The 11,998-nt window shown below is 64.1% G+C and carries 11 protein-coding genes and 1 pseudogene; 8 read left to right on the forward strand and 4 right to left on the reverse strand.

The features are described 5' to 3' along the window. Both J7302_RS14035 and J7302_RS14040 read left to right on the forward strand, forming a co-directional pair. Positions 1-503, forward strand: a 503-nt coding sequence (locus J7302_RS14035) for a fimbrial biogenesis chaperone (RefSeq protein WP_215375496.1), incomplete at its 5' end; no start/stop codon positions are given. Positions 504-524: 21 nt separating this feature from the next. After that, positions 525-1,508: a fimbrial protein gene (locus J7302_RS14040; protein WP_215375500.1), complete on the forward strand. Its 984-nt coding sequence runs from the start codon at positions 525-527 to the stop codon at positions 1,506-1,508. A 1-nt stretch (position 1,509) separates the two neighbouring features. On the opposite strand, the gene J7302_RS14045 is transcribed toward J7302_RS14040, so the two are convergent. Continuing rightward, entirely contained in the window at positions 1,510-2,418 is a 909-nt protein-coding gene (locus tag J7302_RS14045) for a LysR substrate-binding domain-containing protein (RefSeq protein ID WP_215375503.1), read from the reverse strand. 178 nt (positions 2,419-2,596) lie between these two features. On the opposite strand from J7302_RS14045, the gene aspA reads away from it, so the two are divergent. Then, positions 2,597-4,021, forward strand: a complete 1,425-nt coding sequence (gene aspA / locus J7302_RS14050; protein ID WP_215375506.1) for an aspartate ammonia-lyase — start codon at positions 2,597-2,599, stop codon at positions 4,019-4,021. 154 nt (positions 4,022-4,175) lie between these two features. Here the strand turns inward: aspA and pdxR are convergent, their stop codons facing one another. Continuing rightward, positions 4,176-5,642 (reverse strand): MocR-like pyridoxine biosynthesis transcription factor PdxR, encoded by a 1,467-nt coding sequence (gene pdxR / locus J7302_RS14055; RefSeq protein WP_215375510.1) that lies wholly within the window; start codon positions 5,640-5,642, stop codon positions 4,176-4,178. 99 nt (positions 5,643-5,741) lie between these two features. Between pdxR and J7302_RS14060 the strand changes: the two genes are divergently transcribed. The 3 genes from J7302_RS14060 to J7302_RS14070 are packed head-to-tail and all read left to right on the forward strand — an operon-like array spanning position 5,742 to position 7,539. Further along, on the forward strand, positions 5,742-6,377 hold the full coding sequence (locus J7302_RS14060; RefSeq protein ID WP_215375514.1) for an FMN-binding negative transcriptional regulator: 636 nt from the start codon (positions 5,742-5,744) through the stop codon (positions 6,375-6,377). Positions 6,378-6,397: 20 nt separating this feature from the next. After that, positions 6,398-6,850 (forward strand): GNAT family N-acetyltransferase, encoded by a 453-nt coding sequence (locus J7302_RS14065; RefSeq protein WP_215375517.1) that lies wholly within the window; start codon positions 6,398-6,400, stop codon positions 6,848-6,850. Positions 6,851-6,864: 14 nt separating this feature from the next. Beyond that, the gene (locus J7302_RS14070; RefSeq protein WP_215375520.1) at positions 6,865-7,539 is read left to right on the forward strand and encodes a GNAT family N-acetyltransferase; all 675 of its coding nucleotides are present in this window, start codon (positions 6,865-6,867) and stop codon (positions 7,537-7,539) included. Between the two features lie 160 nt (positions 7,540-7,699). On the opposite strand, the gene J7302_RS14075 is transcribed toward J7302_RS14070, so the two are convergent. Then, positions 7,700-8,518 (reverse strand): helix-turn-helix domain-containing protein, encoded by an 819-nt coding sequence (locus J7302_RS14075; RefSeq protein WP_215375523.1) that lies wholly within the window; start codon positions 8,516-8,518, stop codon positions 7,700-7,702. Positions 8,519-8,709: 191 nt separating this feature from the next. Between J7302_RS14075 and J7302_RS14080 the strand changes: the two genes are divergently transcribed. Together J7302_RS14080 and J7302_RS14085 are read left to right on the forward strand one after the other, a co-directional pair. After that, positions 8,710-10,155 carry an alanine/glycine:cation symporter family protein gene (locus tag J7302_RS14080; protein WP_215375528.1) on the forward strand — a complete coding sequence of 482 codons (1,446 nt, stop codon included), beginning with the start codon at positions 8,710-8,712 and terminating at the stop codon, positions 10,153-10,155. 96 nt (positions 10,156-10,251) lie between these two features. Continuing rightward, positions 10,252-11,235 (forward strand): asparaginase, encoded by a 984-nt coding sequence (locus J7302_RS14085; protein ID WP_215375531.1) that lies wholly within the window; start codon positions 10,252-10,254, stop codon positions 11,233-11,235. Positions 11,236-11,639: 404 nt separating this feature from the next. Here the strand turns inward: J7302_RS14085 and J7302_RS27125 are convergent. Further along, positions 11,640-11,941, reverse strand: a pseudogene (locus tag J7302_RS27125) (ISL3 family transposase); the annotation flags it as partial. Between the last annotated feature and the right edge of the window lie 57 nt (positions 11,942-11,998).

Below are 11,998 nucleotides of genomic sequence, written 5' to 3' on the forward strand. Positions count from 1 at the left end.
TGGCCATCTCACGGCCACTGCTGAAGATCCCCGCCCATGGCAAAGCCTCGGTGGACATCCTCTACCAGGGTCAGGGGCTCCCTGTTGACCGGGAGTCTTACTTCTTGCTCAGTGTGCTGGAGGTCCCCAAACAAGCATCGGCAAAAAACGTCATCCAGATCGCCCTGAAACACAATCTGAAGTTGTTGTATCGCCCAAAGTTGCCCGGCACGCCGTTGGCGGCAGCGGAGTCGCTGCGCTGGACCCGCGCAAGCGCTGTCGGCCCGGCACAGCTGAAGGTCCGCAATGATTCACCCTACTACGTGACCCTGACCGAAATCGGCCTGCAAGACGAACAGGGCAACGCCTGCGGAACCCAGACAGAACACCTGATGGTCGCCCCGATCTCCACCTTCGACCTGTCCGTTGCCGATTGCATGAAGCCAGTGACCACGCTGACCTACGGCACCATCGACGACGGCAACGTTGCCCACCCGCACCGCGCCCACATCAGTACGCGCTGACATCTGCCGAGGCCGCTTCCAATGAGACTCAATTTATTTGCCATCGCCGCATTGTTTGCATGCTCGTACACCCCTGAAGGCCATGCAGACCAATACACCTGCACCACCACCCTAGGTCACAGTTCACACTATTACCTAGGTATCAATGAAACGGTCACCGTGCCGAACTCCGTTCCGGCTGGCACCATCTTCTGGCGTTCAGCTGAACAACACCTCGCTTACAAGTGCTGGCTTGGCCCCTCCGGGTTCACAACAAAATTCAAACTCAATCCAGACAGAATAATCTTTGGCCCCGACGTCGGCCTGGGCGTCACCATCGATGGCAAGGATCACCTCCTCTCCATTGGCCAAGAAGTGGATGGACACTATCTTCCCAGCCACCATGGCGTTGGAGGCCAGATTAATGCCAACGATTTCAGGTACTACACCCTGTCCTTGTATCTGGTGAAGAAATCGCCGGCCGGCCTGCCGGAAAAAAACACCACGGTCCCGCTCAGCAACCTCACTCTGTATCGGATCGGAAAACAAGGCGGCTCGTTGTACACCTCGCTTTCTGTGGAACTCAAAAACCTGGACACAAGCGTCATCCCTTGCCAATCCACGGTCAGCATCAGCCCTACGACGATCGATTTCGGTAACGTCAGCTCGTCCAACGCAACGGCGGGACAAGAAATCGCTCGAAGAACCTTTCGCATCGCCGAGCAGCGAACCTGCACCAGTCCGACCATTTATGGCCTCAATGGCATGCTGACGCCGACGAGCAATGCCACCCTGGCGGATAACCAGGGCACGTTGGTGCCAAACGACAATAGCTCGGTGGGCATTTCCATCTTCGATCAGGAAAGCCAGAACCCGATTCCTTTCAAGCGCCAGTTCACGATCACCCCGCGCGTGGATACCACCGGTAATGTCCGCGAATTCGAAGCCAGCCTGAAATGGCGCACCAGCACGCCCAAGCTGGGCGAATTCAACGCGGGTGCAGTGCTCGAAGTGTTTTACCGCTAACTCAGTCCTCGCTGCCCAGACCCGCCTCCAGCTTGCGCCAGAGCAAGCGCACCGCCGCCTTGCGTACCAGGGCGCAGCGGTACATGCGGATTTCCAGCGGCACATGCCACTGGCTGCCGCCGCATACCACCAGGTCACCGCGCGCCAACTCGGCCTGGGCGCTGAAGCGCGGCACCCAGGCCACCCCCAGGCCTTGCAGGGCCATGCTCTTCAGGCTGTCGGCCATGGCCGTCTCGTAGACGGTGGTAGAGCGTAGGGCGCGTTGGCGCAGCAGGAGGTTCACCGACCGGCCGAGGAAGGCGCCGGCGCTGTAGGCCAGCAGCGGCACGCTCTGTCCGCTGTCCAGTTCGTAGAGCGGCTTGCCATCCGGGCCCACGGCGCAGACGGGCAGCATCTCGGTGCGGCCCAGGTGCATCGACGGAAAGATTTCCGGGTCCATCTGCAGGGCCGCATCCGGGTCGTAGAAGGCCAGGATCAGGTCACAGCCGCCCTCGCGCAGCGAGTGCACCGCCTCACCGACGTTGGTAGCGATCAGCCGGCTGGCAATGTTCAGGCCGTCGGCCCGCAGGCGTGCGATCCACTGCGGGAAAAAGCCCAGGGCCAGGGAGTGGGCGGCGGCGAACTGCAGCACCTCGCCCTGCTGGCCTTCCAGGTGGTGCAGGTGACGCACCACCTCGCCCAATTGCTCGACCATGTTGCGCGCCGTCACCAGGAACAGTTGGCCGGACTCGGTGAGTTCCACCGGCGTACGTGCGCGGTTGACCAGGGTCAGGCCCAGCGCCGACTCCAGGCTGCGAATACGCCGACTGAAGGCCGGCTGGGTGACGAAACGCCGCTCGGCGGCCTGGGAAAAGCTGCGGGTACTGGCCAGGGCGACGAAATCTTCCAGCCATTTAGTTTCCAGGTTCATGGTGAATTCCGGGGTGCTCTGTTTTGGTGCGCACGTTTGCGGGGCAATCCGCGTCACACGGACATTATGCCGATTTTGCATACCCCAGCGAATAACAGCATTGGCCGCCAAACGGCTACAGGCCTAGATTATTGGGCATCGCGGCGCTAGCCGTGCTCCTTCAGAGATGAATTGCATCATGTCCGCTGCTGCATCCTTCCGCATCGAAAAAGACCTTCTCGGCACCCTTGAAGTACCTGCCGAGGCCTACTACGGCATCCAGACCCTGCGCGCAGTCAACAACTTCCGCCTGTCCGGCGTACCGCTGTCGCACTACCCGAAACTGGTCATCGCCCTGGCCATGGTCAAGCAGGCCGCCGCCGATGCCAACAAGCAGCTCGGCCACCTCAGCACCGAGAAGCACGCCGCTATCAGCGAAGCCTGCGCACGCCTGATCCGTGGCGACTTCCACGACCAGTTCGTGGTGGACATGATCCAGGGTGGCGCCGGCACCTCGACCAACATGAACGCCAACGAGGTGATCGCCAACATCGCCCTGGAGGCCATGGGCAAGCAGAAGGGTGAGTACAAGTATCTGCACCCGAACAACGACGTGAACATGGCGCAGTCGACCAACGACGCCTATCCGACTGCCATCCGCCTGGGCCTGCTCCTCGGCCACGACGCTCTGCTGGCCAGCCTCGACAGCCTGATCCAGTCCTTCGCTGCCAAGGGTGAAGAGTTCGCCCACGTGCTGAAGATGGGCCGTACCCAGCTGCAGGACGCCGTGCCCATGACCCTGGGCCAGGAATTCCGCGCCTTCGCCACCACCCTGGGTGAAGACCTCGACCGCCTCAAGCGTCTGGCACCCGAGCTGCTGACCGAAGTGAACCTGGGCGGTACCGCCATCGGCACCGGCATCAACGCCGACCCCGGCTATCAGCACCTGGCCGTCCAGCGCCTTGCCGCCATCAGCGGCCAGCCGGTGGTTCCGGCAGCCGACCTGATCGAAGCCACCTCCGACATGGGCGCCTTCGTATTGTTCTCCGGCATGCTAAAGCGTACCGCGGTGAAGCTGTCGAAGATCTGCAACGACCTGCGCCTGCTCTCCAGCGGCCCGCGTACCGGCATCAACGAGATCAACCTGCCGCCGCGCCAGCCGGGCAGCTCGATCATGCCGGGCAAGGTCAACCCGGTGATCCCGGAAGCGGTCAACCAGGTGGCCTTCGAAGTCATCGGCAACGACTTGGCCCTGACCCTGGCAGCCGAAGGCGGTCAGCTGCAACTGAACGTGATGGAGCCGCTGATCGCCTACAAGATCTTCGACTCGATTCGCCTGCTGCAACGCGCCATGGACATGCTGCGCGAGCATTGCATCAACGGCATTACCGCCAACGAGGCGCATTGCCGCCACCTGATGGAGAATTCCATCGGCCTGATCACCGCGCTGAACCCTTACATCGGTTACGAGAACGCCACCCGCATTGCCAAGGACGCGCTGGAAAGCGGCCGCGGCGTGCTGGAACTGGTTCGTGAGGAAAGGCTGCTGGACGAATCCATGCTGGCCGACATCCTGCGCCCGGAAAACATGATCGCCCCGCGCCTCGTGCCGCTGAAGGCCTGATCAGCCAACGAACTCACCAGGAGGGGCCTCGCCCCTTCATCCTTCGAGGATGGCCACCGGCCATCCTTTTTTTTGCCTGTGGAAAACCTAGCCGTAGGAGCGAGCTCTGCTCGCGAATGAGCTTGGCCAGAAAGCTTCGCGGGCCAGCTCGCTCCTACAAGAGCCAGGCCGTCCTGAGGGTGCGAATCGCCTCAGCGATCTGCGCCTCCGGTACGGCGGCGAAGCCCAGCACCAGTCCGGCACGGTTATCCACAGGGACTTCCGACTCTTCCAGCCAGTAATCACTGAGGCCGTTCAGCTCCACACCAACCTTCTGCGCAGCCGCAATCAGTTCGCGCTCACGGGCCAAGCTGTCGACGCGCACGCACAGGTGCAGCCCCGCCTCAACCGGCGGCATTGGGGCACAACCGGGAATCGCCACGGGCCAGTCCCGCAACAGCGCGTCGCGGCGGGCGCGGGCGGCCTTGCGCATGCGACGAATATGGCGCTGGAAGTGACCGGCGGCGATGAACTCGGCCATCACCGCCTGGGTACCGATCTCGGAATGGCGCATATCCAGCGCCCGTCGCTGGGCGAAAGCCCCGGCAAGGCGCTTGGGCAGCACCAGGTAGCCAAGGCGCAGGGCGGGGAAGGCAATCTTGCAGAAGGTGCCGACATAGAGCACCCGCCCCAGACGGTCGAGAGCGGCCAGGGGCGCCAGCGGCGTGCCGCTGTAGCGGTACTCGCCGTCGTAGTCGTCCTCGACTATCCAACCATCGCAACGCTCGGCCCACTCCAGCAACTCCAGGCGCCGCGCCAGGGACAGGGTGACGCCGGTGGGGTATTGGTGCGAGGGCGTTACGTAGGCCAGCCGGCAATCGCCCAGCCGCGCCAGTTCGGCAGTGTCCAATCCATCGTCATCCACAGAGACGCCGCAGAGCTGAGCGCCCGCCACGGCAAAGGCATGACCGGCGGCCCGGTAGCCGGGGTTTTCGACGGCCACGCGATCGCCGGGTTCGACCAGCAGCTGGGCACACAGGCTGATAGCCTGTTGCGCGCCGCAGGTGATCACCACCTGGGTCGGATCACAGTCCAGTCCACGGGTATTGCGCAGGTAGGCAGCGACCAGTTCGCGCAGCACCGGGTCGCCAGCCGGGTCGCCATAGCCCAGTCGGGCCGCAGAAGGTTTGCGCCAGAAGCGCGCCTGCAACCGCGCCCAGGTTTCGAAGGGAAACAGGTCGAAGGCTGGCACGCCTACACGGAAGGCACGGGGCGGGCCCGCCACGGGTGCGGGCAGATGGTGCCGTTGCAGACGCTGCAACGCCGTGCCCGGCGCAGGGCCGCTGGCTTCCGGCGCGGGCGGGCGTTGGCCACCGGCGAGTTCGGCGACATAGGTGCCATCACCCACGCGGCCGTCGATGTACCCCTCAGCGTAGAGTTGGTCGAAGGCACGGGTCACCGTATTCCGCGACACGCCGAGCAGCGTCGCCAGGTCACGGCTTGCGGGCAAGCGTGAGCGGCTGCGCAGGCGACCATCGAGGATGCGCTCGCGCAGGGCCTGATAGAGCTGGCGGGCGAGGCCCTGGCTCGGGTCGAGCCGGATACCTGACAGGTCGATGGGAAGGGGCGGCGTGGCGGGCATGACGGGCCTCTAATTGGCACTCTCTATCTGGCTGAAATTGGATCTTACAACAGACCAATATCCTGCCTAGCATGGACCCATATCGCCAGGAGATCCGCCATGTACCTGCCCGCCACCTTCCGCCAGAACGACCTGGCCCAACTGCACGCACAAATCCGCCAGACGCCCCTGGCAATCCTCACCAGCACGGGTAGCCAGGGCCTGCAAGCCAGTCACCTGCCGCTGCTGCTGGAGGCCGGCGAAGGCGAATTCGGCACCCTCTACGGCCACTTCGCCCGGGCCAATCCGCAGTGGCGCGACCTGGCCGCAGGCGCCGAAGTACTCGTGGTGTTCCCCGGTCCGGACGCCTACGTCAGCCCGTCCTGGTACCCGGCCAAGGCCGAGCACGGCAAGGTGGTGCCGACCTGGAACTACATCAGCGTGCATGCCTGGGGCCAAGCGGAAGTATTCGACGAACCCGAGCGCTTGCTGCAGCTGGTCAGCCGCCTCAGCGACCACCACGAAGCTGGGCGGCCGCAGCCCTGGTCGGTCGAGGAAGCCCCGCGCGATTACCTGGACAGCATGCTCCGCGCTATCGTCGGCTTCGTCCTGCCGATCCGTCGCCTGGAAGGCAAATGGAAGCTCAGCCAGAACCGCTCCGCCGCCGACCAGGCCGGCGTGCGCGAAGGCCTCGGCGCCTCGGCCAAGGTCCGCGACCACGAACTGGCGGCGCGCATGGCTGAAGCCAACGACTGAACCCACCAGAAGGAACGACCATGTCCTCCACGCCGCTCGAAATCCGCCCCGTCAGTGGAGCCAACCACGCCGCCTGGCTGCCGCTTTGGCAGGGCTACCAGCAGTTCTACAAGACCGCCATCGCGGAGGAAACCAGCGCCGTGACCTGGCAGCGTTTCCTCGATCCGGCCGAGCCGATGCACGCCGCGCTGGCCTGGAGGGATGGCCGCGCAGTGGGTCTGGTGCACTGGATCTTCCACCGCTCCTGCTGGACGGTCGGCGACTACTGTTACCTGCAGGATCTGTATGTGGCAGAGGGCCTGCGCGGTGAAGGCATTGGCCGCCAGCTGATCGAGCACGTCTACGCCCAGGCTCACGCGGCAGGTGCTTCGCGCGTGCATTGGCTGACCCACGAAACCAATGCCGACGCCATGCAGCTCTATAACCACATCGCCGATCGCTCGGGCTTTCTCCAGTACCGCAAATTGCTTTGAACAGGAGTGATGCCATGAACTCGCAAGCCCTGCCCGACTGGCAGCCCCGCCCTTCCCCGGTGCGCGAACCACTGGAGGGCCGCTTCGTGCGCCTGGAGCCTCTCGACCCTGCCAAACATGGCGACGACCTGTGGCTGGCGCTGCAAGGCCCTGACCCGGCGCTCTGGGACTATCTGGGCTACGGTCCCTTCGCCAACCGCGAACCCTTCGATGCCTGGCTGGCCGGCAACGCAGCCAGCGCCGACCCGCTGTTCTTCACCGTGATCGACCGCGCCAGTAGTCGTGCGCTGGGCGTGCTCAGCTACCTGCGCATCGCGCCGAAGGACGGCTGCATCGAGATCGGACACATTGCCTTTGGCAAGGCCATGCAGCGAACGCCAGGCTCTACCGAGGCGGTCTGGCTGCTGGCCCGGCACGCTTTCGACGACCTCGGCTATCGACGACTGGAGTGGAAGTGCAATGCCGAGAATGCTCGCTCCATGCGCGCCGCCGAACGCCTGGGCTTTACCTACGAGGGCCTGTTTCGCCAGCACATGGTGATCAAGGGGCACAACCGCGACACGGCCTGGTTCGCCCTCATCGATGGGGAATGGCCGGCGCGGCGCGAGGCCTTCGAGCGCTGGCTGGCTGTGGATAACTTCGATGCCGAGGGCCGGCAGAAGCGGCGGCTGGAGGAGTTGCGGGGCTGAGCCCTTCCGGGACCGCTGCACGGTCCTTGGCGAATGATCCGATTGTACGGAGCCAAGCCCAACAGCGAGCCTTCCCCGTAGCAGCGAGCGTGCTCGCGAAAAGGCACCCTGCCTACCCATTCGCGAGCAAGCTCGCTCCTATATCGTTCCCGCCGCCTGCTTACTCGATCTCGAACAGACCGTTCTTCAGCGGCGCAACATTAAGGCGCTGGCGCACGTCGTCGTCGATGCGCGGGTCGTCGGGGCGGTAGAGCTTTACCTGACGGTAGGCGGCGACGCGGTTGATCTCCGGACCGAGGAACTCCCAAACCACGCGGGTGCAGGCCGGGTTGCGCCGGTCACCGCTGGAGACGCCGGTCTTCAAGCCGTTGAGGCGGGTGATGCGGCTCTTGTAGCTGGGAATGAGGATGGTCTGGCTCATCTCATTGAGCGTGAGCGACTCGTAGTCCACCAGGAACAGCCGGTCCTGCAACTGGAAGGCCGCGCCCCGGTAGCAGCAGCGCACCCAATCCGCGGCCTCCACGTTGGTGCTGCTGGATCGCTCTTGCCGCTCCTGGCGCTCGAAGAGGAAGTTGCCGTCGTCTTCCCACAGGCGCACCAGCGACAGCAGGACGGTGCCGGGCACCGACATGCAGTTGGAGTATTCGAAGTAGAAGCCGCAGTAGCGCGACAGGTCGCCGGATTGTTCGCGCAGCGGGGCGAGCAGCTCCAGCAGCGGGTCGCTCCGGCTGGAGGAATCCTGGCCCGGAGCGCGCGTTCCCAGCAGGCGGGCGAACGGCTCCGGCGGCAGCGCCAGTTCGTAGTCCTCGACGCCGAAGAAATCACAGATGCGCTTGAGGTTGTAGGTGGTCGGCCGGCTTTGCCCGTTCAGGTACTTGTTGAATTGGGCACGGTTGATTCCGAGTTTGCGACAGACTTCCGCGATTGAGCGGTAATGGCTGCAAAGAAGCTTGAGATTGTTGCCGAGATACTCCGCCATACCACCGTCCCGCCTGATGCGAATGGCGCGATTATAGCGTCAACTCGCGCAAACTCGGTGCAACCCGCGAAATTGTTCTCAACCTGCATATGCACAACCATTCGCCTCCCTTCCAGCGATTCGCGCCATCGCGCCTGGCTTGTCTCGCTGCCGGTCCCAACAACAATTCAAACTGGATCAGGTGAATCGTCATGCTCGATATCCTCAACGATTTCCTCTGGGGCAAGCTGCTGATCGTCGTCCTCGTCGGTCTCGGCCTGTTCTTCTCCATCAGCTCGCGCTTCGTGCAGTTCCGCTACTTCAGCGACATGTTCCGCATCTTCGGCCAGGCACTGCAGCGCAAGGAAGGCCAACTGAGCAGCTTTCAGGCACTGATGCTGTCGGTTGCCGGCCGTGTCGGCGCGGGCAACATCGCGGGCGTCGCCGTCGCCATCATGCTCGGCGGCCCCGGCGCGGTGTTCTGGATGTGGGTGGTGGCGCTGCTCGGTATGGCGACCAGCTACTTCGAATGCTCCCTGGCCCAGCTCTACAAACGTCGTGAAGCCGACGGCACCTACCGAGGCGGCCCGGCTTTCTACATCCTCCACGGTCTGGGCCTGCGCTGGCTGGCGGTGGTTTTCTCGATTCTGCTGCTGGTGACCTTCGGCTTCGGCTTCAACGCCGTGCAGTCTTTCACCGTCGCGACCTCCTTGCATGACACCTTCGGCCTGCCGACCTGGATCAGCGGGGTCGCCCTGGTGGGCGTGATCGGCCTGATCGTGTTCGGCGGCATCAAGCGCATCGCCAGCATGGCCGACGTGCTGGTGCCGATCATGGCAGGCAGCTACATCGCCATGGCCCTGTTCGTGCTGGGCAGCAACATCAGCGAAGTGCCGGCGACCCTGGCGCTGATCGTCAAGAGTGCCTTCGGCCTGGAACCGGCCTTCGCCGGCGGCATCGGCGCAGCGATCCTGATGGGCGTCAAGCGCGGCCTGTTCTCCAACGAAGCGGGCCTGGGTAGTGCGCCCAACGTCGCCGCGGTTGCCGAGGTCAAGCACCCGGCAGCCCAGGGCATCGTTCAGTCCCTCAGCGTATTCATCGACACCCTGCTGGTCTGCACCAGCACCGCGCTGATCATCCTGCTCTCCGGCGTCTACCAGCCGGGCAGTGAAATGGCAGGCGTGGTCCTGACCCAGACCGCACTGGCGGCCGAGGTCGGCGAGTGGGGTCGTGTGTTCGTGAGCATGGCACTCCTGCTCTTCGTCTTCACCACCCTGGTCTACAACTACTACCTCGGTGAAAACGCGCTGAGCTTCTTCAGCACCAAGCGCCCGCTGCTGATCGTCTACCGCGTCCTGGTCATGGCTCTGGTGCTGTGGGGCTCGATGCAGGACCTTTCCACCGTGTTCGGTTTCGCCGACGTCACCATGGGCCTGCTGGCGTTGGTCAACCTGGTGGCCCTGACGCTGCTGTTCAAGGTGGGCAAGCGCCTGATGCACGACTATGACGCACAGGTGAAGGCCGGTATCGAGTCCCCGGTATTCGACGCCGCCAAATTCGCTGATCTCGACCTTGACCGCGCTGCCTGGCCGACCAACCCGGCTGCACCGACCCCGGTAGCCGAACCCGTCGCCGGCCTGGCGCAAAGCCACCGCTAAGCGCGCGTTCCTGCAATACTTAGGTGCCGCTCCCCGCTTGGCGCGGGGAGCGGCACTGTCGTTTCTGCATCTCCACTTCCTGAGTTATCCACACCCATGAATGCTGTGAAGAACCTTTTCGTGCTCTACACCGGCGGCACCATCGGCATGCTGCAGACTCCTGAAGGCCTGGCCCCCGCCAGCGGCTTCGAGGCACGCATGCGCGAGCAGCTGGACAGCCAGGGTACGGTGCTGAATTGGCAATTCCAGGAACTGCTGCCGCTGATCGATAGCGCCAACATGCGCCAGGCCAACTGGCTGGCCATGCGCGACGCCATAGTCGACGCCGTGGCGCGCGGTCATGACGGCGTGCTGCTGCTGCACGGCACCGACACCCTGGCCTACAGCGCCGCCGCCTTGAGTTTTCTGCTGCTCGGCCTGCCTGTGCCAGTGCTATTGACCGGCGCCATGCTGCCCGCCGGGGCCGAGGGCAGTGATGCCTGGCCCAACCTCAACGGCGCCATCGCTGCTTTGCAACAGGGCGTGCAGCCGGGCGTACACCTCTACTTCAATGGCGGGCTGCTGCATGGAGCGAGGGTCAGCAAGCTGCGCTCCGACGCCTTCGATGCCTTTACCGTGCTGCCACGCCAGCGTCAGGGCGAGCGCGTTGAAAACATTCCCGCCCGCCTCGACTACCGCCAGCAGCGCGAGACGGTGAACCTCGCCGTATTGCCAATGTTTCCGGGTATTCAGGCCAGTCATGTGCGGGCGCTGCTGGACAGCGGCGTGCGCGGACTGCTGCTGGAGTGCTACGGCAGCGGAACCGGGCCTTCGGACGACGCCGAGCTGCTGACCGTGCTGAAGGAGGCCCATGCTCGCGGGGTGGTGCTGGCCGCCATCAGCCAGTGCCCGCAGGGCCATGTGGCGTTCGGCATCTATGCCGCCGGCAGCCAGTTGGCCGCAGCCGGTTTGGTTTCGGCGGGCGGCATGACCCGCGAAGCGGCGCTGGGCAAGCTGTTCGCCCTGCTCGGGGCCGGCCTTGACCAGGCGGAGGTGGAGCGCTGGTTCGGGCTGGACCTTTGCGGGGAGCGGGTGGAGTAAAGAGAACTCGCCCGCCCCGGCCTGTTCGATCCGCGCTCAGGCGCTCATCGGCGCCGAAGGCAGTGCTTTCGAAAGCGTGCCTCTTCGCCCCGGAGGGAGAGAGGTGACTCGCGCCGAGTACTACTGCCAATTCTGCTCGGACTGCCCCCTCTCCCCCTGGGAGAGGGTTGGGGTGAGGGGTGTGGGCTCCGCACCTGTTCCCCACAAACAAAAAAGGCTCATCGCGGAATCTGGGGGAGATGCGAGTTGACAGCCGGATAGCCGGTACTCTCTCTGTAGGAGCCAGCTTGCTGGCGAACATGTGCCATTCGCGATTCGCCAGCAAGCTGGCTCCTACAAGGTTTCGCGCGCCTTCGATGTGTCACTCCGCCCGACAAGACCGCCAAGGAGGTGTTGCAGGCTGCTTTCCGGGGAAGGCGGGATGCCGGCGCCAGCCAGCCGATCCGTTCGGATACGCGTCCGCAGTACAGGCAGTCGACACGACGCACCGGCAGTTGCAGCAGGACGCGCTGATCCAGCGGGTCACGACCCCACACCTGGCGGATGTGCTGCTCGTGGATCAACGGGTTGGGTTTGGCCCACCGGCTGCAAATCGGCAAGCGCTCGCATGGGGCTCAAGACCGATCAGCAGGGTGTCGTGAGTGGATTGGCGACAGGCGACGACCTCGTAGCCTGGCCAGAAAGCAGCAAGATCAATAGGATGCACGGCGACAGCTGGGCGTAGGGGTTGGTGTGTTTGGCGACTGCCAATCTACCCACTTCC

Source organism: Metapseudomonas boanensis (assembly GCF_018704125.1).
GTDB lineage: Bacteria > Pseudomonadota > Gammaproteobacteria > Pseudomonadales > Pseudomonadaceae > Metapseudomonas > Metapseudomonas boanensis.